The following is a 21,092-nucleotide window of genomic DNA, read 5'->3' on the forward strand; positions in this document are numbered from 1 at the left end:
GGCCAGCGGCCTTGTTCGTCTATGCTTTGACTTCGGGGCCGGCGCCTTTATCGGACATCGCATGACCTTGAGTGATGACCTCCCTGCCGTGCGCGGCAAGCTGCTGCGTGACGAACCGCTGGGCCCCTACACCTGGTTTCGGGTGGGCGGCGCGGCCGACGCCCTGTTCATCCCCGCCGACGCGGACGATCTCGCCGATTTCCTCAAAGCGCTGGACCCGGCTGCGCCCGTGACTGTCCTGGGCGTCGGTTCGAACGTCATCGTGCGCGACGGCGGGGTCGAGGGGGTGGTGATCCGACTGGCCGGAAGACATTGGGCGCAGATCACGACGGATGGCGACACGATCACCGCCGGGGCCGGCGCGCTGGACTCCATGGTGGCCAAGGCCTCGGCCAAGGCAGGCCTCGCCCGGTTGGAGTTCTATGCCGGCATTCCCGGAACCATCGGCGGCGCCCTGACCATGAACGCCGGCTGCTATGGCTCGGAGACCAAGGACGTGCTGGTCTCGGCCTGGGGGCTGAACCGCAAGGGCCAGCGGCTTGATTACGCCCTAGCCGACTTCGGCTACACCTACCGCCATTCCGAGGTCCCGACCGACATCATTTGGATCGAGGCGACTTATCGCGGCACGCCGGATGCGCCCGAAGCCGTCGCCGCCCGCATCGGCGAAATCACTAGCCGCCGCGAGACCACCCAGCCTATCCGGCAGAAGACCGGCGGCTCGACCTTCAAGAACCCGCCCGGCCATTCGTCGTGGAAACTGGTGGACGAGGCCGGCTGGCGTGGCAAGCTGCGCGCCGAGACCGGTGGCGGGGCCATGTTCAGCGACCTCCATTCCAACTTCATGATCAATCCCGGCGACGCCACCGCCGCCGACATCGAGGGCCTGGGCGAGGCTGTGCGCGCCGATGTCCTGGCCAAGGCCGGCGTTCAGTTGGAGTGGGAGATCAAGCGGATCGGTCGGGCGATCTAACCACAAAATTTCAATCGCGGGGGCGAGAAGGTTGATGGCTTGTTAAACATGTAGGCCGCAATCGGAGACGTCATGACCCGCGCTTTCAAAGACCTTCATGTCGCCGTCCTACTGGGCGGCCTTTCCGCCGAGCGGGAGGTTTCGCTCTCCTCGGGCGAGCAGTGCGCGCAGGCGCTGGAGCGACAGGGCGTGCGCGTCAGTCGCGTGGACGCCGGGCGCGACCTGGCCAATGTGCTATCCGGCCTGATCAAGCCCGATGTGGTGCTGAACTGCCTGCACGGCGCCTGGGGTGAGGACGGCTGCGTCCAGGGCGTGCTGGAAACGCTGAAGATCCCCTATAGTCATTCCGGCGTGCTGGCCTCGGCCCTGGCGATGGACAAGGAGAAGTCCAAGGCGGTGTTGCGGGCGGCGGGCATCAAGGTGCCGGGCGGCGGTCTGTATGATCGCCACGAGGTCGCCAGTCGTCACGTCATCGACCCGCCCTATATCATCAAGCCGAACGCCGAGGGCTCTTCCGTCGGGGTCTTCCTGGTGCCGGAAGGGGCCAATGGTCCGCAGGCCGAGGTCGGCTACCCGGAATGGACCTATGGCGAGCAGGTAGTGGTCGAACCCTACATCGCCGGCAAGGAACTGTGCGTCACCGTGCTGGGCGAACCGGCCGGCCCGCGCGCCCTGACCGTCACCGACATCACCCCGACCAAGGGCTTCTACGACTACGAGGCCAAATATGCGCCGGGCGGGTCGGTGCACGTCCTGCCCGCCGTCTTGCCGCCCGCCGTCTTCGAGATGGCGATGCGTCAGGCCGAGGCCGCGCACGTCGCCATGGGGTGCCGCGGGGTGTCGCGATCCGACTTCCGTTATGACGATGTTAAGGACGATCTGGTCCTGTTGGAGGTCAACACTCAGCCCGGCATGACCCCGACTTCGCTCGCACCCGAGCAGGCGGCCTACACCGGGATGAGCTATGACGATCTGGTTCGGTGGATGGTGGAGGACGCCTCATGCCCGCGGTAGTTCGCGGCGGTCGGCGACAGAGTTCTAATCAGGCTCCCCAACGCGGCGCGGCTCCCAAAGGGGGAGGGCGGTCGCGGGGCGGGGCCAAGAACGCGTCCGCCATTCCCGGCAAGATGGCCGCCATCGGCCGTGTCGATATTTCACCCCGCACCGCCGTGATCGCCCTGGGCGCCGGCGCGCTGCTGCTGGTCGGGGTTCTGGCCACGGGGGCGCGCGCCGAGCGGATCGGCGCGTCGGTCTCGCACGGAATCGACAATCTGACGGCCGGCATGGGCCTGACGCTGAAGCGGGTGCACATCACCGGCGCCTCGCCCGAGGCAGAACCGGCGATCCAGCAGGCGCTGGGTCTCTACTCCGGCCAGCCGATCACCAGCCTGGATCTGGACGCCATTCGCACGCGGGTTCAGGGCGTGGGCTGGGTCAAGGAGGCGCGCGTGGTGCGCCTGTTGCCCGACACCCTGATCGTCGAGGTCAAGGAACACGACCGCCTCGCCGTGTGGCAGGAAGCCGGTCAGATCAAGGTCATTGATGCGCGCGGCGAAGTGATCGCCGGCGCCGATGCGCGCCGCTATCCGACCCTGCCGTTGGTCGTGGGCAAGGGCGCCGATGTGGCGGCGGGCGAGATCCTGCCGTTGTTGGCTCAGCGTCCGCGTCTGATGGGGATGGTGGACGCTCTGGTGCGCGTGGACGAGCGCCGCTGGGACCTGCGCCTCAAGGACGGAAGCCTGATCCAGCTGCCCGCCACCGAACAGGAGGCGGCCCTGATCCGCCTCGATGCGCTGGACCAGCGCGAACGCCTGCTCGACCTGGGCTTCGCCCGTGTCGATCTCAGAACCCCGGACGAGGTCGCGGTGCGACCTGTCGGCGACGCCTAAGGACCGTAGAGACATGACGAAGCAACGCGGCGCGGCGAACGATCAGGGTCGGGGCATGGATCCTCGCGCCGGTCGCGCGCCCGTGATCGCGGCGCTGGATATCGGCCAGTCCAAGGTCTCGTGCTTCATCATGAAGCCCGACGGCGTGCGCCACGCCGACCGCACCATCCGCGTCGCCGGCGCCAGCCATGTCCAGTCCAAGGGCGTGAAGGGCGGAGCGATCATCAATATGGACGAGGCCGCCCAGGCCATCGGCCACGCCGTCGAGCGCGCCGAGCGCGCGGCCCAGAGCCCGGTCTCCGGCGTCGTCGTCACGACCGCCATCGGCCAGATGGCCAGCCACCGAGTGCAGGCGCGGGTGTCCCTGGGCGCCAATCCGGTCGGGGACGCCGACCTGGCGCGCGCCATCGGCATGGCCCTGGCCCAAATCCGCCTGCCCAATCGCCGCCCGATCCACGTCCTGCCCATCGCCTGGTCGGTGGACGGCGCGCGCGGCGTGCATGATCCGCGCGCTATGCGGGGCGGATCGCTGGGGCTGGACCTGCTGGTCGTGTCCATGGCCGAGAACGTCTTCACGACCCTGAGCCACTGCCTGGAACTGGCGCATTTGGACCTGCAGGGCGTGGCCGCTGCGCCCGTCGTGTCGTCGCTGGCCGCGCTGGAAGAAGACGAGATGGACCTGGGCGCCGTCTGTATCGACATGGGCGGCGGCTCGACCAGCGCCGCCGTGTGGGGCGGGCGGTCTCTGCTGCATATCGAAAGCCTGAACGTCGGCGGCGACCACGTCACCTCCGACATCGCGCGCGGCCTGTCGACGTCCAAGGCGGGCGCCGAACGGCTCAAGACCCTGCACGGCTCGGCCATGGCCAGCGCCAACGAAGACCGCGAGATGCTGGAGGCCCCGCCGCGAGGCGAGGACGCCTCGGCCGGCCCGGTCATCGTACCGCGCGCCATGCTGAAGACCGTCATCGCCCCGCGCGTCGAGGAAACCCTCGAACTGCTGCGCGACCGGCTGAAGAACGCCGGCGTGGGCCTCGAACCCGGCGCGGGCCTGGTCCTGACCGGCGGCGCCAGCCAGCTGAACGGCGTGCGCGAACTGGCGGTGCGCGTCTTCGACCGCCCCGTACGCCTCGGAAAACCCCAACGGGCGCCACATTTGGCCGACGCCGCCTCCGGCCCCGCCTTCTGCGCCACTGCGGGCGTCCTGCTGCGCGCCGCCTATGGGCCGCGTGAGGCCGTGTCGGCCCGCAAGCTGATGGCGCGACAGATTACGGCTGCGGATGCACCAAGGATCCACCGCGGCAACGTCGTGGGACGTGTGGCGGGCTGGTTGCGCGACAACCTCTAGCGCCATCTGCGCGAGCCGCCGCTTTAACTTATTATTTGAGCGTTGCGGTGATTGCGTCAGCACCAACGAATCCCCAAGCGTAGGCGCCGTTCAGCCCATGCGACTGGGATCGTCGCTTCCTAACTCAATTAAAAAAAGGGCGGCAGGAAAACCTGCCGCCCTTCAATCATGGTCAGTCGCCGAAGCGACTTTTGATCAGAACGAGTAAGAGATCGTGAAGGTCGCCGCACGGCCCTGCCAGTCGTACTGGCTGGCCAGAGGCGTGTTGCCGATCCGGCTCGATCCGCTTTGAGCCGACACCAACGGCGGGTTCTCGTCGAAGATGTTCCGAACGCCGAGTTGGATGGTGATGTCATCCACGCGACGGCGGATCGACATGTTGTGGCTCATGTAGAACGGCGTGGCGCGTTGATACCAGACCGGTTGACCCAGGTAGGTGCCCGTGTTCCCCGGGACAGCAAAGAACGGCGCGTTGTCCGTCTCACCCACGAAGTCGATGCTGTAGAAGCCGGTCCAGTCACCCCGATCAAAACGAGCCGAAACTTGGCCGTTAAGTTCTGGGTTGCCGATTTGACCCTCTAGTTGCGAAGCTTCGGCATCACCAAAGGTCTGCTGCGTCCAGTCAAGAATATAGCTGGCGCGACCATTCAGGGTCAGGTCACCCACCGAGAATTCCTTGGTGTAGCGGATATTCAGGTCGAGACCTTCGCTCATCTGCTGCGAGATGTTCACGTAGCTGTCGTTGACGTCCGTGATCTGCAGATATCGGGTCGAATCCGGATCCAAGTCGCGCGTGAACAGTTGGCAGAGCGCTTCGTTGGGGAAGTTTTCCGAAGTGAGGCAGCCCGAGATGATGTTGTTGGCGCCGAACTGAGCCACCTGATCCTTGATCTCGATCTTCCAGTAATCCAGCGCGATGCTCAGATTGGTGAACGACGGCGTCCAGATGAAGCCGACCGAGGTCGATTCGGCCGTCTCCGGCTCGAGGATTCCGATGCCGCCGCCCGTAGTGATGAGAGCGGACGACGCTCCGGCAGCGGTATACTCTTCCGGAACACCGGAAGCCGCGCAGTTGGCCCGAAGCACGTCGTTGGTCGAGTCCTGATAGTTGATGCAGGGATCGACGGAGCCTTGGCCCAGGAAGCTGGTCTGGTTGGCCAGATACAGTTCATACAGGGCCGGGGCGCGGAACGACGTGCCGTATGAAGCACGGATGCGGTATTCCGGCGTAATGGCCCAGTTCAGCCCGACCTTGTAGGTCGAATTCTCACCATACGAGTCATAATCGGAGTAGCGGCCGGATACGTTCAGCGTCAACTCGTTGGCCAACGGCATGGCCCGCAGAAGCGGGATGTCCAGTTCGCCGAACAATTCCTTGACGGTGTCGGAACCCGTTGTGCGACCAGCAGCGGTTTGACCCCAGAGGTTGCCGTTGCGCTGTTGTTCGCCCGGGTTGTCGTCGATCTCTTCCTTGCGGATGTGGAAGCCCAAAGCGGCGCCGACGGCGCCGGCTGGCAAGTTGAACAACTCGCCCGAGATCACGCCTTCGATGTAAGCGTGTTCGTACGTGGTGGTGCCTTCTTCATAACCCAGAAGGAAGGCTTCTTCCTCCGCCGTTAGCTGGCCATTCTCAACCAGATTTTGGCTGTACCAATTCACACCACCGGTCGGGCATGAAGTCGCGGTGGTCAGAACGAAGACGTCGCAATTTCCAGCCGCCACGAAGGCATCGTCGCGGTAGTCGGGTTCACCGTCTCCATTGGCGTCGACAACATCGCCGTTCAGGTCAAGACCTTGCCAAGCCAACAAACCTGCAGCCGCTTCAACGCGGTCGTTGTAGAAGAAGTTGCTGCCATAGGTGCCTTTGGAGCGGCTGTACTGGCCAGAAAGTTCCCAATCCCAGTTGCGGTTGGCAAGTTCGAAGTTGCCGCGGAAACCGCCGACGCCACGCCAGTATTCCACTTCCTGCTTGTCGTCGGAGTTCACCAACGCGACCGGAGTGGTGTAGTGGCATCCGATGCCGCTGGTGCCGTTGCAGACGCCGCCGAAGGGATTGAGCGAGTGCATGGGCGTGGTGGTCGGGAACAGCTGCCGCCAGCTATGTTGTTCGGACTCGCGCTTATTGTACAGCAACTCGCCAAACATCTCGATATTCGGCGTCAGATCGTAACCGCCAAACAGGCTGAGGCTAGTGCGCTTGACCGGTGAGATGGCGGTGCGGCTGTCATAGCGGTCGCTGTGGAGCGGATACTCGGCCAATGCGGCGCGACGTACGGCGGTCGGCTGGGCAGTGATGGAGCAGGCGCCGGTGCCGCCAGCGACTAGGTGGAAGCCTGCGGTGTCACAGTTCGTATAGCCGCCGCCAGCGACGGCGGTGGGGCTGAAGATGAAGTCGCCAGCCCGGTTAGCTCCGCCGCCAGCAAACTGGGTGCGAAGGATGGCGTTAAGGGTGCCTGTGCACTTGTATGTCCCCGTGGTCGGGTCGATGACGTCGCCGCGAATGGTCTGGTTGGCGTCGAGGAAGTTGAATTCCTGCGGGCACTGGAAGTACTCGCGATCTCCAAACAGAAGTTCTTTGCGCTCGTAGTAGTCGGCGCCCGCAGTAATGTAGCCGCGGTCGAACGACTTTCCAAAGCTGCCGTTGACGCGATATTCGGCGCCGCCGCTTTCGAAAGGTTGGTTCGTATAGAACTCGACGTTGCCGCCATCCTGATTGGTTTTAGTGATGATGTTGATGACGCCGGCGACGGCATCCGAGCCATAGATCGACGATGCGCCATCGGTGAGGATTTCAACGCGCTCGATCTGCGACGACGGAATGGTGTTCAGGTCGGTCGGACCAACGGTTCCGCGAACGCCCGCAGGACCAACGCGACGGCCGTTCACCAGAACGAGAGTGCGTTGCTCACCCAGACCGCGCAGTGAAATGGTGTTAACGCCAGGGCCGCCAGTGGTCACGAACCCGGTGAAGAAGTTGTTGATCTGCGTTGCATTGTTAGCGGCAGACGAAGATTGCAGAATCTCGGTCGTGTCAGCCAGGCCTTCCAGCGCCGACTGTTCCGCGGTGATCACCTGGATCGGCTGAGAGCTGCTGTATTCGTTGCGACGGATACGCGATCCTGTGACGACGACCTCGTCGACTTGGGCGGCTTCTTCCTGCTGCTGCGTCTGGGCCGTCTGGGCCATCGCCAGCGAAGGAGCCACAACGGCAAAGCCGGCTATGACTGTGGTTGCAAGCAGGTTTTTCCTGTTGAACTTCATATTTAAGGGTTCCCCAACAAATTTGGACACGCCGATCACGCATCAACGGACGGTGTTCTCTGCCTTCAAAGTTGGATCAAACCAAGCCAAATGTGGCGTGGAGGTGGCGAGTTAACGACTTATGTTACATTGTTATCACACGCCTGTAACAAAATGCCGGTCTGCGGCAATCGACGGCTGGGCTTGCGCAGCGGTGGGGTCGAGTGCTTGGATAGCGCTGTTGGTTCTTCGGGGAGGGCACGTTTATGCGGGCCGTAAGATATTGAACATGAAGATTAAAAACTTAATATGTGCGGCTGGAGGCGTGATGTTGATCCTCAGCGCCGCTGGGCCAGCTGCGGCAAACGTTATTCAGGCCGCCGCTAGCCCGCCGCCTGCAACGGCGTTCGCCCGGCGGCCTGCCATCGCGTCAGTCGATGTCTCGCCTGATGGCAAGCATGTTGTCGCCGTAATTTCGCCTGACGGCCAAAAGCGGGTTGTGGCTCTGTGGACCACGGCCGACATGGACAAGCCGCCCTTCATTATCGGTTCGGACGACGAGCGGGCGGAGGTGGTTGGCGTACAGTTCATCAAGAATGACCGCATCTTTGTCACCACTCAGCAACTGAGGGACTTCAATCCATTCAATGGCCAGCGTGAACGCAGCTTTCTGCAGCGGTCGCTGGTCCTGACACTGGAAGGACAGCCGGCAAGGAATTCCTTGCGCTTCGACGGTCTCACCGACACTCAGCAAGCGATCGTCGGCGTGGGGGGCTTGATAAGCGACCTGCCGCAAGATCCGCAGAACGTCATCGTGTCTGATCCCATGCGAGGCGATAAGTACAAGCTCAATCTCTACACGGGCCGGGCAGAACGGATCGAAAGAGGGTCCGAACGCTTCAGCGGCGAGATCGCCGACCTTGATGGTGAAATCCGCGCCAAGTCGCAGTTCGATTTCGACAACGGCGCCGCCTACATCGGTCAGTGGCTGAAGAACCCCGACAACGGCGAATGGTCTGAGCACTTCCGTTATTATGCACGCGATCGCCAGCCGATCGAAATCGTCGGTTTCTCGAACGATCCAAACATCGTGTTTGTCAGCAAGACCGAAGGACGTGATCGTTCCGCCATTTATGAGTACAAAATTCGCGAACGTCAGTTCGGCGAGATCGCCTTCGCTCACCCGTTGTTTGACGCCGGCGGCGTCATTCGTTCGCGTGCGCCGAATGATTTCGGCGAGGTGGTCGGCTTTACCTATGACGGAGAGCGACCGCGCAGCTTCTATACAGATCCCGCATTGGACCAAGCCTTCAAGGACCTGCGCCAGGCGTTGAACATCACCACCGTTCCTGTTTCGTGGACTGATATCGAAACGGGTGAGCGCAGCCGATTTTCAGTAGGAGACGGTGCGGATGTGTCTCTGTCTGCGACGTCAGACGATCGCTCGACGATCATTATCGCCAAATCGGGACCGCGTGTTCCTCCCGAATATTACATTCTGACAGGCGGTCGGGTGCGTCTGTTGGGGCGCGCCTATCCTGAGCTGCAAGATGCGTCTTTGGGTGAAACGACGCTGATCCAGTACGAAGCGCGTGACGGCCTCATGATCCCGGCGTTTCTGACCAAGCCGGATCCCGCCATTTATGGCGCCGGACCCTATCCGACAATTATCACGCCGCATGGCGGGCCTTGGGCGCGGGACAACCTGTCTTGGGACGTGTCGGGATGGACCCAGTATTTCGCCGCGCGCGGCTATGCCGTGCTGCAGCCTCAGTTCCGCGGTTCGCAAGGCTGGGGCGAGCGGTTGTGGCGCGCCGGCGACCGCGAATGGGGCCGCAAGATGCAGGACGATAACGACGATGGTGCGCGTTACCTGATCGCTCAGGGCGTCGCGGCGTCGGATCGCATCGCCATGCACGGCTATTCCTATGGCGGCTATGCCTCAATGATGGCGGCCGTTCGCTCGAACAACATCTATCAGTGCGCCGCCGCCGGCGCCGGGCCTGCGACGATCGCCCTATTCAAGAAGGGCACCTACAACAGTCGGTTCCTGCGCGAGTTTCAGCATCCGACCGCCGACGGCGAAGACCCGCTGCGCCGCGTCAGCGAAATTAACGTGCCGCTATTCCTTTATACGGGAGATCGCGACACTCGAGTGCTGCCAGCCGAATCGGAAGCTATGGCCTCCGCTATGAGAGCGGCGGGCAAGCCGGTGAAGCTGACGATCCTTCCGGACATGGAGCACACGCTGAACACCTGGACGCCTGCGAACTTCGCCAGCATCCTAACCAGCGTCGAAGACTTCATGAAGAACGATTGTGGACCCGGCGGCCTCTGAGCTTCCAGTCGTTGCGACATGAGAGGGGCAGGCTTTGGCCTGCCCCATTTTTGTGTGCAAAGCTCCAGCAAAGCTGGCTTTTATGCTTTCATGCAAGCCGACTCACATTATCGCCGTAACCTTCTCTTAACCTTCATGGGCGCAATCCTTAACGCGCTCATAACCAAAGCGATTCGGCGGGGCGGTCGGTTGGTTTGAAGGGGCGGGTCAGCAGGTCGGAAAAAGAAATGTCGCTCTCATTGGTCAAGCCGCAACACACTGAACTGAAGCCCCGTATCGTCGTGTTCGGCGTCGGCGGCGCAGGCGGAAACGCCGTGAACAACATGATCGACGCCGGCCTCGAAGGGGTCGAGTTCGTCGTGGCCAACACCGACGCGCAGCACCTCAGCTTCGCCAAGACGGATCGCCGCATTCAACTGGGCGAGACCATCACCCAGGGCCTGGGCGCCGGCGCGCACCCCGAAGTCGGCATGAACGCCGCCGAGGAATCCGCCGACGAAATCCATCAGCACCTGGAAGGTGCGCACATGGTGTTCATCACCTGCGGCATGGGCGGCGGCACCGGCACCGGCGCGGCCCCCGTCATCGCCAAATGCGCGCGTGACCGCGGCATCCTAACCGTCGGCGTCGTGACCAAGCCCTTCACCTTCGAAGGCCGTCACCGGATGCGCCTGGCCGACGCGGGCGTCGCCGAGCTGCAGCGCTATGTCGACACCCTGATCGTCATTCCGAACCAGAACCTGTTCCGCGTCGCCAACGAACGCACCACCTTCGCCGACGCCTTCGGCATGGCCGACCAGGTGCTGCACTCGGGCGTGCGTTCGATCACCGACCTGATGATCCTGCCGGGCCTGATCAACCTGGACTTCGCCGACGTGCGCGCCGTGATGTCCGAGATGGGCAAGGCGATGATGGGCACGGGCGAGGCCTCGGGCGACGACCGCGCCTTGCTGGCCGCCCAGAACGCCATCGCCAACCCGCTGCTGGACGAGACCTCGCTGAAGGGCGCCAAGGCCGTGCTGGTGAACATCACCGGCGGTCTGGACATGACCCTGCTGGAAGTCGATGAGGCCGCCAACGCCATCTCGGCCGAGGTGGACGGCGACGCCAACATCATCTTCGGCGCGGCCTTCGATCCGGCCCTGGACGGCAAGATCCGCGTCTCGGTCGTGGCCACCGGCATGGACGAGGGCGAGATCAAGCGTATCGAACCTATCGCCCCACCGGCCGCCAGCGCGCCTCTGGCCGGTCATGACGCCCGCCGTTCGGCCGGCGGCCTGTACGGCACGCAGCAGTCGCGTTCGCCGGAGCCGACGCGGGATGCGTATCGCGAGCCGGTCCGTGCGGAAGCCCCGCGTGCGCCCGAGCCCCGCATCGAGGCGGCGCCGGTCGTGCCGACCTTTCAGGCCCCTGCAGCTCGCGAGCCGGAACCGCGTCCCGAGCCGGTGATCCGCGTCGCCGAACAGCAGCCGCGCGCCCTGGACCCCATCGTCGATCCGTGGGTCGAGGAATATGAGACCCGCGCCCCGGCCCCTCGCGTCGCGCCGCAAGGCGACCTGTACGCCGAGCGTGAACGCGCCGCGCCTGTCGCGCAGCCCCAGGCCGACGACGGTTATGACGATCGCGATCACCGCCGCAGCGGCTGGAGCCTGTTCGGTCGCGGCAAGCGCACCCAGCCTCAGCACGAGGCCTCCTATGCGCCGCAACCGACGCATCAGATGCGTGGAGCGGCCCAGCCGGCGCAGCAATCGGAACCGGAGGCGGGACAGGCCGATGACGACCTGGAAATCCCATCCTTTCTCCGCCGTCTGGCCAACTAGACAACCCAAGTGACGATGGAACGCCCCGGAGCCCGGCTCCGGGGCGTTCTTCGTTTCCAGCGGCGTCCCAGACCGAAACAATCCGAAACCGGACTTTGATTTCGCAGTTGCGGCATGCCCGCTACATGAAACCTAGGGCGTAATCCGCACGGGGTGCGGCGCGCATAACGAAGAGCGAGTTTGAGTTTGTCGGTCAGAAACGACCATCACGAACACACCATCGTCGCCCCGGCCATCATCGCCGGCGTCGGGGTGCACACCGGCCGTCGTGTGCGGCTGGCGGTTCGGCCTGCGCCCTCGGGCACGGGCATCGTCTTCGTGCGCACCGACATCACTGACCGCGACAACCGTATTCCGGTGTCGGGCGAGGCCGTCGTGGACGCCCGCCTGAACACCATGATCGAGAACGGTGCGGGCGTTCGCCTGTCGACCATCGAGCATCTGATGGCGGCCTTCGCCGCACTGGGCGTGTCGAACGCCGTGGTCGAGGTCGATGGGCCGGAACTACCGATCCTGGACGGCTCGGCGCTGGAGTTCGTTCAACTGCTGGACCGGGCCGGTTTCCGTCCGCAGCCGACGCCGCAGCGTTATATCGAGATCCTGGAGACGGTCCACGTCACCGAAGGCGACAAGCACGCGGCCCTGCTGCCTTGCGACCGTTACGAGATGCGGTTCGAGATCGACTTTCCGTCGGCCATAATCGGCAACCAGATCATCGACTTCGTCGTGGACGAGCCGACCTTCCGTAAGGAAATCATGGCCTGCCGCACCTTCGGCTTCGCCCATGAGGTCGAGGCCCTGCGTCAGGCGGGCCTGGCGCGCGGCGGCTCGCTGGAGAACGCCGTGGTGATCGACGGCGACGAGATACTGAACCCCGGCGGCCTGCGCATAGAACGCGAATTCGTGCGTCACAAGGCGCTGGACGCGATCGGCGATCTGTATGTCCTGGGCGCGCCCCTGCTGGGCCGCTACGAGGGCTACAAGGCCGGTCACGCGCTGAACAACCGTCTGGTGCGAGCCTTGTTGGCTGCGCCGCATGCGTGGCGTGAAGTGACGCGCGTGCCGGAGCTGGCGCGCGTGGGCTGAGGGCGGGCAACGCTTTCTGCGCCCCACAGTCGCGCACTCTTTGAATTCACCGCCCCTATTAAGTTGTCATCCTAGGCCTTGTGCCTAGGATCCATAGACTCGTTCGACGATGGTGCGCACCGCTGGCGACACCGGGACTCTGGATCCTAGGCACAAGACCTAGGATGACGGCTCACAAAAGGCGCGAGGTCCTATTTCAGACCCCGATCACCGAGATCAACCGTCCGAAATCCGGTTCGCCGTGCTGGAAGGCGCGGCGGTTGGAGAAGAAGCGTTCCGCATCCGCGCAGGTGTCATGGCCGGTCCAGACTGCTTGGCCGACGCCGGCCTGTTGCAGCCGCCAAAGGACAAAGCCGGGCAGGTCGAACTGGCGTTTGTCGTCGGTCTCGCCGGGCTGGAAGAAGCGGTCGGCGCCGGGGTCGTGGTGGGTGAAGCGGTCCTCGAAATCGACGCCGACCTCGTAGCTGGCGGGGGCGATGCACGGGCCGACGACGGCCAGGGTGCGGCGGGGATCGGCGCCCAGGGCCTGCATGGCGGCGACGGCGGAATGGACTACGCCGCCCAGCGCGCCTTTCCAGCCGGCATGGACGGCGGCGACGATGCGGGTCTCGGGATCGGCCAGCAGCACCGGCGCGCAGTCGGCAGTCAGGACCGAACACAGGATGCCGGGCTCGGCCGAGACGACGGCGTCCCCCTCGGGCCGGTCGCCATGCCATGGGCCTTCCGCCACGCGGGCGACGGCGGAATGGATCTGGTAGCAGCCGTTCAGATGGTCGGCGTCGGCGCCGAAATGGGCGGCGACGCGGCGGCGGTTCTCGACGACGGCGGCGGGATCGTCCTTTGAGCCGACGCCGGCGTTCAGGCCTTCGTAGATGCCGGTCGAGACGCCGCCCGCTCGGGTGAAGAAGCCGTGGGCGATGCCGGCGGCGGTCAGAAGCGGGTGGGTGATGGGGGCCAGATCGCTCATGCTCCCACCTATATCAGGCGTCCCAGCCCGGCACGACCAGGGACCGGGGCGCGAAGATCGCTGCGGCCTTGAACAGGCTTCCCATCTGGTCGTCGCCGGTCAGGCGGTCGAGCTGGCGCGCGATGACGGCGGCGGCGGCGGGTCGGCTGGTCGTGAGGGCCTCGGCGCGGGCCTGGATGCCCAGCAGACGCAGGAACTTGCCCTGGGGCAGGCAGCCGGTGACGTCGGCGCCGGTGCGAACTGCGGCCTCCATGACCAGGGGAAAATCGGCCCACTGGGTCAGGTCGGCTTCGCCCGGTATCGACAGCGGATCTACCTTCTGGTGACGGCGCAGGGCCTGAAGCGTGTCGCCGGCCTCGGGCCGGGCGCGGCCGTAGTCGATCAGCAGGGCGGCGCCCGAGGCGGCCTTCATCAACAGGCCCAGGTCGCGGCCGAAGAGGGCCTGCTGCTCCGAGATTTCCAGTATGCCGCCCGGCGCAATGTCGAAGTCCGGCTTTTGGAAGCCGCCGGAGATGGCGGTCAGGCCGAAGATCAGGTCGCCGTCGTCGGTGACGCCGATGCGCCGCTCGGCCCAGCCGCCGTCGGTGCGGACGAATTGGCGCGCGGGCATGCAGTCCAGCACCTCGTTGGCGATCAGGATGACGGGGGCGTCGGTCTCGATCCGCGTCAGGTCGCGCACCCAGCGCGGCGACAGGTCGGCGCCGGCCAAAGCCTTGGCCTGAAGATCGCGCAAGGGGGCGCTGGGCTCGATCAGGATCAGGTCGCAGGCTTCCAGGAAGCCGGGAACCAGGCGGGCGGCGCGCAGGGCGTCGCTCATCAATGTGCCGTCGCCGGGGCCGACCTCGACCAGGCGGAACCGCTCGGGGGCGCCCAGGCGGTTCCAGGTCTCGACCGCCCACAGGCCGATCAGTTCGCCGAACATCTGGCTGACCAGGGGGGCGGTGATGAAGTCGCCGCGTGCGCCCAGGTCAGGACGCGAGGCATAGTAACCGCCCTTGGGATCGTGCAGGCAGCGGGTCACGTAGTCGGCGACCGTCATCGGACCCGTCAGGGCGATCTCTCGCGCCAGACGGGTCTTGAGGGTTTCGACCTCGCTCATGCTTCGACGGGCGGCCGCTTCCAGGCGCGCCAGATCAGCCAGCCGCCGACCAGGATCATCGGGATCGACAGCATCATCCCCATGGTCAGACCCAGCGGGAAGTCGGGCATGCCGAAGTCCGGCTCGCGCACATTCTCCAGCGCGGCGCGGCAGACGCCGTAGCCGACCAGGAACAGGCCGGTGATGTAGCCGGGCTTCTTGAGCAGATCGAACTTCCAGATCGCGATGGACAGGACGGAGAGCAGGACGATCCCCTCCAGGCCGGCTTCGTAGAGCTGGCTGGGGTGACGGGGCGCGTCGCCGGCGGGGCAGAAGCCGTACATCTGTTCGATGCGAGCGTTGCAGAACCGCACGGCCCAGGGAACGGTCGTCTCGCGGCCCCACAGCTCGCCGTTGATGAAGTTGGCCAGGCGGCCGAACATCAGGCCGATCGGCACCACGGGCGCAACGAGGTCGCCGAGGCGCAGCATGTCGATCTTTTGCGAGCGGGCATAGAGGACGATGGCCACGACCACGCCCAGGAAGCCGCCGTGGAAGCTCATGCCACCGGTCCAGAGCTGGAACAGTTCGAACCGTTCGCCCAGCGTCTGGCCGGTGAACAGCTGGCCGTACATGACCGGCTTGTAGAAGAGGGCGTAGCCGAGGCGGCCGCCCAGGATGATGCCCAGCACGATCCACAGCACCAGGTCGTCCAGTTGCGTCGTGGTGACCGGCGGCTTGCCCGGAGCCCACAGCCGCTGGGTCTTGACCAGGCGCGCGGCGTACCACCAGCCCAGAACGATACCGGCGACATAGGCCAGGGCGTACCAGCGGATCGGAAGCGGTCCGAGGTGGATCAGGACCGGATCGAATTCGGGAAAGGGCAAGGGGCGTTCCTGTGAAGGGCAGTCTCTGAAAGGCGGTTTAGCAAGCGTCGCTGCGTCCGTCGCCTGTGAAGACGAATAACAACGCCTTGATGGCGTCCGCGAAGCAGCAGAAAGAAAGGTTTCGTTCACCATAGTCGGTGAACCTTCGTTAACGACGTTGAGGTCGGAGCCGCCATGCAGACCCGCAATCCCATCCTGGACGAGTTCGCCAAGCTGACGACCGGCGCCATGGGCTTGGCTCAGGCCGCAGGCGAAGAGGCCAAGACCGCCTGGCGCGGGCAGGCCGACCGGATCGCCGCCGAGATGGACCTGGTCCGCCGCGACGAATTCGATGTGCTGAAGGACGAGATCGCCGCCCTGCGGGCCGAGATCGCAGAGCTGAAGGCAGCGAAAAAGCCGGCCGCGAAGCCTGCGAAGGGAACGTCCACAGATGGAACTCAACCCGGGGACGCAGCCGGTTGAGCCGAATCTGCGAACAGGCTTACCGTTCTGTTAACGCCCGCGATTCTCGCGGATGCAGCTCGAATCGAGACAATTGATGGATATCGCCCGGCCAGAGGAAATGGACGTGCCCTTCGACCCGCTTGAGGTCGTCGAGCATGTTCTTACGGCCGAGAATCTTCCGTTCGACCGCACCGACGACGGCGATCTGGCCTTTGCCCTGGCCGGCGACTGGAAGGATTATGAGCTGTGGTTCGCCTGGCGGCCCGAGGGCGACTGCCTTCAGCTGTGCTGCGCGCTGGATCTGAAGGTGGCCAAGAGCCGCAAGACGGCGGCCTATGAGCTGGTCGGCCTGATCAACCAGCGCACCTGGATGGGCCATTTCGAGGTCTGGGCCGAGGACGGCGAGATCGTCTTCCGTCACTCGCTGGCCCTGCCCATGGGCGAGCGCCCGACCCTGGCCCAGGCCGCATCCATGATCGACGCCGCCATCGAGGCATCGGACCGCTACTACCCCGCCTTCGACTTCATGGTGCGCGGGAACAAGAAGCCGCAGGAGGCCATCGACGCCTGCCTGTTCGAGACCGTCGGCACTGCCTGATGGCCGCGACTGGTCCCATCGCTCTGGTCGGCTGCGGCCGACTGGGGTCCGCCATTCTTGAAGGCTGGCTGCTGACCGAGACTGTGGCGGCATCCGACCTGATCATTCTCAGTCCATCGGAGAAGCCGGCCGCCGAGGCTGCGCGGGCGAAGGGGGCGCGGATCAATCCGCCGCTGGAGACGCTGACCGAGGCCGGCGTCATCGTGCTGGCGGTCAAGCCGGCCCTGTGGCGCGAGGTGATGGCTCCGTTGGCGCCCTTTCTGAACGACCGGGCCGTAATCCTGTCGGTGATGGCGGGCGTGACCGCGCCGACGTTGGCGGAAGGGATCGGCGGCTGGCCCATCGTGCGGGTGATGCCGACGACCGGCGTGTCGCGGGGACGCGGCGTGGCCTCGGTCTGGTCGGCGGATGCGCGAGCCGAGGGCGTCGGGCGCGCGCTGTTCGAGCCGATGGCCGAAACTGTGGTGCTGACCGACGAATCCCTGATGGATGCGGCGACGGCGGTGGCCGGATCGGGCGCGGCCTATTTCTACGCCTTCACCGAAGCCCTAGCGCGGGCCGGGGAGGCGGCGGGTCTGGATGCGGCGACGGCGGATGTGCTGGCGCGCGCGACCCTGAGGTCCGCAGCGGATTCGATGGGCGACGATGGGCTGGAGGCCCTTATCGGCCGGATCGCCTCGCCCGGCGGCTCGACCCGCGCCGGGCTGGACGCCATGGCGAAGGACGGCCGCCTGACGGCGATGCTGGACGAGACGGTCGCGGCGGCGGTGAAACGCAACCGCGAAATGGGTTAGAAGCGCCCGCGCTCGATCTGATTGCCGAAGCGCTCGAACGCGCGGTCGGCGTCGCGCCAGACGCTGTAGCCCCAGACATCGGCGATGTTGGGCGAGAAGTAGGAATAGTTCACCGGCCGGGTCTGGCCGTCCGCCGTGACGATCTCGCCCTTGATGGCGGCGCCGCCGATCGAGATGCTGTTGATCGGGTCGAGGCCCGGCGTCTGGCGCACCTGCTCCATGGTCGGGCGGTTCGGCTTCAGGTCGGTCAGGATCAGATTGGCCGTGGCGCCGGGGTAGCGTTGCTCCAACGCCTTGCCGACTTCTGCCTGAAGGCCGGCGATCTGTTCGTTGACCTCGCGATCGCCGAGCTTTTCGACCTGACGCTGAAGTTCCGGGCCAACCGTAACGTTCACGGTCGGGGCTTGCGCCTGGGCCATGGCGGCGGCTGCAAGGGTCGCGGCGAGGGGTGCAAAGAAGGCAAGTCTACGCATCGAATTCATCTCCAAGCCCTGTCGGAACCAAGATGACCCTTGCGGCGCCGTTTCGCCAGACCCTGGCCGACGAAAGCTGAAATGCCTCAGGCCGTCTCGGCGACCGTGACGGTTCCCGGCACGCGGATGGTGGCCTTCAGCCCGCCCAGGTCGCTGCGGTCCAGGGTGACGTCGCCGCCGTGACCGCGCGCCACGTCGCGGGCGATGGCCAGGCCCAGACCGACGCCCTTGCGGTTCTGATTGCGGGAATCGTCCAGGCGGGAGAAGGGGCGGAACGCCTCGTCATACATTGCCTCGGGGATGCCTGGCCCGTCGTCCTCGACGATGATTTCCAAACCGCCGGACGCCAGGGCGCGGCCCGACAGGCGCACGTGCTCGCCGTGCGAGGCGGCGTTGCCGGCTAAGTTCACCAGCGCGCGCTTGAAGGCCAGCGGGCGCACGGACGCCGTCATGCCCTCGGGGACCAAAACCTGAACCTCGGCGCCGGCGCGTCGGGCGTCTTCGCCCGCCGCCTTGAGCAGATCGGAGATCGACACCGGCTTGGGCGGCTCGCCCGCCTCGCCTCGGGCAAAGTCGAGGTATTCGTCGATCATATGCTCCATCTCGTCCAGGTCGCCGCGCATGGCGGCCTGGCGCTTGAACGGCGGGGCCAGGGCCAGTTCGAGACGAAGACGGGTCAGGGGCGTGCGCAGATCGTGGCTGACCGAGGCGAGCAGGGCGGTGCGCTGGTCGATGTGGCGCTGAATCCGGTCGCGCATGGCCATGAAGGCGACGGCGGCGGCGCGAACCTCTCGCGCGCCGTGCGGCTTGAATCGGGGCACGGTCTCGCCGCGCCCGAAGGCCTCGGCCGCATCTGCCAGCCGTTCGATCGCGCGGACCTGATTGCGGATGAACAGGATGGCGACACCCATCAGCAGGACGGTCGCGACTGCCAGCCACAGGACGAATATATGGGCCTGGGTCGCCACGGCGCGCTCACGCGGGGCGATGATGCGCAGGACGCCCTGAGGCTCCTGCACCTGAATGTCGACATAGGCGGGATAGCGGGTGGTGTCGAACCAGTAGGGCCGGTCCAGACGGGCATCCAGCGCACGGTCCAGCACCCGGTCCACAACGCCGATGGCGCCGCGCCGCTCCTCCGTCGGCAGGGTGCGGCCTTCCTGGAGCACGATGGACAGGGACATGGACCGTTCGGCGCGATTGGCCAGCTTGTCCAGGTTCGCGGGGCTGGGATCGTCCTCATAGCTTTCGACGGCCCAGGCGATGTCGCCGGCTAGCCCTTCGGACAGGCGGGCGGTGACGGTCTGCCAGTGGGCGTCGAAGAAGACCCAGGTCACCGCCATCTGCATGACCAGCACCGGCAAGACGATGATCAGCAGCGACCGGCCCCACAGCGAGGTCGGCAGGCGCCGCTTCAGGAACCGCGGCCACAGATAGGCGGGCAGCAGCCGCATCGGATCAGTCGGGCGCCAGCATATAGCCGACGCCGCGCACCGTCTGGAGATAGCGCGGGTTCTTGGGGTCGACTTCCAGTTTGCGGCGCAGGCGGGTGACCTGAACGTCCACGGCGCGGCCGGTGATGTCGGCGGTGTCTGGCGACAGGCTCATTCGTTCGACGGGGGCATGGGCGTGCAAGGCCAGGGTCTTGAGCAGTTGCGCCTCCGCCTCGGTCAGGCGCTGGGGCGCGCCGTCGCGGATCAGTTCCAGCCGTTCCATGTCGAAGACGGCGGCGCCCAGCTTGACCTCCTTGGGACCGATCGGCTTGCCCCCGGTGCGGCGCAGGATGGCGTCGATACGCAGGACCAACTCTCGCGGTTCGAAGGGCTTGGACATATAGTCGTCGGCGCCGCGCGACAGGCCCTCGATCCGGTCCTCGGGATCGCCGCGTGCGGTCAGTAGCAGCACCGGCGTCTTGGACAGTTCGGCCTTGCCGCGAACCCAGCTGGTCAGGTCCAGCCCGCTTTCGCCCGGCATCATGACGTCCAGCACGACCAGGTCGAATTCGATCAGTTCCATCATCCGCTTGGCGGCGGCGGCGTGGGCGGCGCCGGTGACCCGGTAGCCCTCGCGCGCCAGGAATTCCTTCAGCAGCTCGCGGATGCGATCGTCGTCATCGACAATCAACAGATGGCGGCCCACGCCGGGGCCGGCGATGGGGCCTGAACGGCCGTGCGAGCGCGATTCCGTCATGCTCATGCGACGTTTCCCCCGCTTCCGGCGTTGACCTGAGCGATTCGTGAGGCTCTAACACCGTCAATTTCGCGGGAGACGTATTTCAATGGCCTTCGTTCCTTTCGACGATCGTGACGGCTGGATCTGGGTGAATGGCGATTTCGTCCCCTGGAGGGAAGCGAAAACGCACGTTCTGACCCATGCCCTGCACTATGGCTCGTCGGTCTTCGAGGGTGAGCGTATGTACGCTGGCGAAATCTTCAAGCTGACGCAGCATTCCGAGCGCCTGAAGCGGTCCGCCAACCTGCTCGATTTCGAGATACCCTACAGCGTCGCTGAAATCGACGCCTTCTGTAAGGAAACCTGCGCCAAGAACGGCCTGACGGACTGCTACGTCCGTCCCGTCGCCTACCTCGGCCCGGAACAGACCAGCGTTTCGGCCCTGAACAACAAGGTCCATCTGGCCATCGCCGTGTGGGACTGGCCCAGCTATTTCGACCCCGAGGTCAAGGCGCGCGGCCTGCGTCTGGAATGGTCCAAGTGGCGTCGTCCCGATCCGGCGACGGCGCCGACGACGGCCAAGGCGGCGGGTCTGTACATGATCTGCACCATGTCCAAGAACACAGCAGAGCGTAACGGTTTCGCCGACGCCCTGATGCTGGACTGGCGCGGCTATGTCGCCGAGGCAACCGGCGCCAACGTCTTCTTCATCAAGGACGGCGTCATCCACACGCCCAAGGTCGAGCACATCCTGGACGGCATCACCCGCCAGACAGTGATCGAGATCGCCCACGAGAAGGGCATCGAGGTCGTGGTGCGCGACATCCTGCCGGAAGAACTGTCGGACTTCTCCGAGTGCTTCCTGACCGGCACCGCCGTCGAAGTGACGCCGGTCGCCGAAGTAGGCGAGTATCGCTTCACCCCCGGCGCCCTGTCGCTGGACCTGATGGACCACTACGGCAAGCTGGTGCGCGGCCAGCTCTAA

Annotated in this window: 18 protein-coding genes; 11 read left to right on the top strand and 7 right to left on the bottom strand. The window is 65.3% G+C overall.

The annotated features are described in order from the left end of the window. The first annotated feature begins 61 nt into the window (after positions 1-61). The 4 genes from murB to ftsA all read left to right on the top strand — a co-directional run bounded on the left by murB (position 62) and on the right by ftsA (position 4,210). Positions 62-973: a UDP-N-acetylmuramate dehydrogenase gene (murB, locus tag ACZZZD_RS14155; RefSeq protein ID WP_463435797.1), complete on the top strand. Its 912-nt coding sequence runs from the start codon at positions 62-64 to the stop codon at positions 971-973. Positions 974-1,045: 72 nt separating this feature from the next. Further along, positions 1,046-1,987: a D-alanine--D-alanine ligase gene (locus tag ACZZZD_RS14160; protein ID WP_463435798.1), complete on the top strand. Its 942-nt coding sequence runs from the start codon at positions 1,046-1,048 to the stop codon at positions 1,985-1,987. Further along, positions 1,975-2,862 (top strand): cell division protein FtsQ/DivIB, encoded by an 888-nt coding sequence (locus ACZZZD_RS14165; RefSeq protein WP_463435800.1) that lies wholly within the window; start codon positions 1,975-1,977, stop codon positions 2,860-2,862. The genes ACZZZD_RS14160 and ACZZZD_RS14165 overlap by 13 nt, the downstream gene beginning before the upstream one ends. A 13-nt stretch (positions 2,863-2,875) precedes the next feature. Beyond that, positions 2,876-4,210 carry a cell division protein FtsA gene (gene ftsA, locus ACZZZD_RS14170; protein WP_372693183.1) on the top strand — a complete coding sequence of 445 codons (1,335 nt, stop codon included), beginning with the start codon at positions 2,876-2,878 and terminating at the stop codon, positions 4,208-4,210. 195 nt (positions 4,211-4,405) lie between these two features. Here the strand turns inward: ftsA and ACZZZD_RS14175 are convergent, their stop codons facing one another. Then, positions 4,406-7,471, bottom strand: a complete 3,066-nt coding sequence (locus ACZZZD_RS14175; protein ID WP_463435802.1) for a TonB-dependent receptor plug domain-containing protein — start codon at positions 7,469-7,471, stop codon at positions 4,406-4,408. A gap of 268 nt (positions 7,472-7,739) precedes the next feature. Here ACZZZD_RS14175 and ACZZZD_RS14180 point away from each other — a divergent pair, with 268 nt between their 5' ends. The 3 genes from ACZZZD_RS14180 (at position 7,740) to lpxC (ending at position 12,694) form a co-directional block, all read left to right on the top strand. Next, positions 7,740-9,788 (top strand): alpha/beta hydrolase family protein, encoded by a 2,049-nt coding sequence (locus tag ACZZZD_RS14180; protein ID WP_463435804.1) that lies wholly within the window; start codon positions 7,740-7,742, stop codon positions 9,786-9,788. 227 nt (positions 9,789-10,015) lie between these two features. Beyond that, positions 10,016-11,608 (top strand): cell division protein FtsZ, encoded by a 1,593-nt coding sequence (gene ftsZ, locus ACZZZD_RS14185; protein WP_463435806.1) that lies wholly within the window; start codon positions 10,016-10,018, stop codon positions 11,606-11,608. Positions 11,609-11,794: 186 nt separating this feature from the next. Then, the gene (lpxC, locus tag ACZZZD_RS14190; protein ID WP_463435808.1) at positions 11,795-12,694 is read left to right on the top strand and encodes a UDP-3-O-acyl-N-acetylglucosamine deacetylase; all 900 of its coding nucleotides are present in this window, start codon (positions 11,795-11,797) and stop codon (positions 12,692-12,694) included. A gap of 196 nt (positions 12,695-12,890) precedes the next feature. Here the strand turns inward: lpxC and pgeF are convergent, their stop codons facing one another. The 3 genes from pgeF to lgt are packed head-to-tail and all read right to left on the bottom strand — an operon-like array spanning position 12,891 to position 15,626. Then, positions 12,891-13,661, bottom strand: a complete 771-nt coding sequence (pgeF, locus tag ACZZZD_RS14195; protein WP_463435809.1) for a peptidoglycan editing factor PgeF — start codon at positions 13,659-13,661, stop codon at positions 12,891-12,893. A gap of 13 nt (positions 13,662-13,674) precedes the next feature. Continuing rightward, positions 13,675-14,760, bottom strand: coding sequence for a class I SAM-dependent methyltransferase (locus ACZZZD_RS14200; protein ID WP_463435810.1), 1,086 nt, complete (start codon positions 14,758-14,760; stop codon positions 13,675-13,677). Then, entirely contained in the window at positions 14,757-15,626 is an 870-nt protein-coding gene (lgt, locus tag ACZZZD_RS14205) for a prolipoprotein diacylglyceryl transferase (protein ID WP_463435812.1), read from the bottom strand. The genes ACZZZD_RS14200 and lgt overlap by 4 nt, the downstream gene beginning before the upstream one ends. Before the next feature lie 174 nt (positions 15,627-15,800). Here lgt and ACZZZD_RS14210 point away from each other — a divergent pair, with 174 nt between their 5' ends. From ACZZZD_RS14210 to ACZZZD_RS14220, 3 genes are all read left to right on the top strand, one after another. Further along, complete coding sequence (locus ACZZZD_RS14210) at positions 15,801-16,088, top strand: accessory factor UbiK family protein (protein WP_159849762.1); 288 nt, start codon at positions 15,801-15,803, stop codon at positions 16,086-16,088. Between the two features lie 76 nt (positions 16,089-16,164). Beyond that, a complete protein-coding gene (locus ACZZZD_RS14215; RefSeq protein ID WP_087119719.1) occupies positions 16,165-16,668 on the top strand; it encodes a type III secretion system chaperone family protein in 504 nt (167 codons plus the stop codon). Beyond that, a complete protein-coding gene (locus ACZZZD_RS14220) occupies positions 16,668-17,462 on the top strand; it encodes a pyrroline-5-carboxylate reductase family protein (protein ID WP_463435814.1) in 795 nt (264 codons plus the stop codon). Before ACZZZD_RS14215 ends, ACZZZD_RS14220 begins: the two co-directional genes overlap by 1 nt. On the opposite strand, the gene ACZZZD_RS14225 is transcribed toward ACZZZD_RS14220, so the two are convergent. From ACZZZD_RS14225 to ACZZZD_RS14235, 3 genes are all read right to left on the bottom strand, one after another. Continuing rightward, positions 17,459-17,935, bottom strand: coding sequence for a hypothetical protein (locus tag ACZZZD_RS14225; protein ID WP_463435815.1), 477 nt, complete (start codon positions 17,933-17,935; stop codon positions 17,459-17,461). The two genes, ACZZZD_RS14220 and ACZZZD_RS14225, sit on opposite strands and share 4 nt — an antisense overlap. Positions 17,936-18,021: 86 nt before the next feature. Further along, the gene (locus ACZZZD_RS14230; RefSeq protein WP_463435816.1) at positions 18,022-19,389 is read right to left on the bottom strand and encodes a sensor histidine kinase; all 1,368 of its coding nucleotides are present in this window, start codon (positions 19,387-19,389) and stop codon (positions 18,022-18,024) included. A gap of 4 nt (positions 19,390-19,393) precedes the next feature. Then, positions 19,394-20,125, bottom strand: coding sequence for a response regulator (locus tag ACZZZD_RS14235; protein WP_463436142.1), 732 nt, complete (start codon positions 20,123-20,125; stop codon positions 19,394-19,396). An 88-nt stretch (positions 20,126-20,213) separates the two neighbouring features. Here ACZZZD_RS14235 and ACZZZD_RS14240 point away from each other — a divergent pair, with 88 nt between their 5' ends. Beyond that, a complete protein-coding gene (locus ACZZZD_RS14240; RefSeq protein ID WP_463435818.1) occupies positions 20,214-21,092 on the top strand; it encodes a branched-chain amino acid aminotransferase in 879 nt (292 codons plus the stop codon).

This window comes from Brevundimonas sp. AC546, assembly GCF_979258305.1.

Excerpts from the sequence above, each read along its gene's own strand:
- ACZZZD_RS14160 (WP_463435798.1), top strand. The coding sequence starts at position 1,046 with ATGACCCGCGCTTTCAAAGACCTTCATGTCGCCGTCCTACTGGGCGGC.
- ACZZZD_RS14220 (WP_463435814.1), top strand. The coding sequence starts at position 16,668 with ATGGCCGCGACTGGTCCCATCGCTCTGGTCGGCTGCGGCCGACTGGGG.
- ACZZZD_RS14210 (WP_159849762.1), top strand. The coding sequence starts at position 15,801 with ATGCAGACCCGCAATCCCATCCTGGACGAGTTCGCCAAGCTGACGACC.
- ftsZ (WP_463435806.1), top strand. The coding sequence starts at position 10,016 with ATGTCGCTCTCATTGGTCAAGCCGCAACACACTGAACTGAAGCCCCGT.
- ACZZZD_RS14175 (WP_463435802.1), bottom strand. The coding sequence starts at position 7,471 with ATGAAGTTCAACAGGAAAAACCTGCTTGCAACCACAGTCATAGCCGGC.
- ACZZZD_RS14165 (WP_463435800.1), top strand. The coding sequence starts at position 1,975 with ATGCCCGCGGTAGTTCGCGGCGGTCGGCGACAGAGTTCTAATCAGGCT.
- ACZZZD_RS14180 (WP_463435804.1), top strand. The coding sequence starts at position 7,740 with ATGAAGATTAAAAACTTAATATGTGCGGCTGGAGGCGTGATGTTGATC.
- ACZZZD_RS14240 (WP_463435818.1), top strand. The coding sequence starts at position 20,214 with ATGGCCTTCGTTCCTTTCGACGATCGTGACGGCTGGATCTGGGTGAAT.
- ACZZZD_RS14225 (WP_463435815.1), bottom strand. The coding sequence starts at position 17,935 with ATGCGTAGACTTGCCTTCTTTGCACCCCTCGCCGCGACCCTTGCAGCC.
- ftsA (WP_372693183.1), top strand. The coding sequence starts at position 2,876 with ATGACGAAGCAACGCGGCGCGGCGAACGATCAGGGTCGGGGCATGGAT.
- ACZZZD_RS14200 (WP_463435810.1), bottom strand. The coding sequence starts at position 14,760 with ATGAGCGAGGTCGAAACCCTCAAGACCCGTCTGGCGCGAGAGATCGCC.
- pgeF (WP_463435809.1), bottom strand. The coding sequence starts at position 13,661 with ATGAGCGATCTGGCCCCCATCACCCACCCGCTTCTGACCGCCGCCGGC.
- murB (WP_463435797.1), top strand. The coding sequence starts at position 62 with ATGACCTTGAGTGATGACCTCCCTGCCGTGCGCGGCAAGCTGCTGCGT.
- ACZZZD_RS14230 (WP_463435816.1), bottom strand. The coding sequence starts at position 19,389 with ATGCGGCTGCTGCCCGCCTATCTGTGGCCGCGGTTCCTGAAGCGGCGC.
- ACZZZD_RS14215 (WP_087119719.1), top strand. The coding sequence starts at position 16,165 with ATGGATATCGCCCGGCCAGAGGAAATGGACGTGCCCTTCGACCCGCTT.
- ACZZZD_RS14235 (WP_463436142.1), bottom strand. The coding sequence starts at position 20,125 with ATGACGGAATCGCGCTCGCACGGCCGTTCAGGCCCCATCGCCGGCCCC.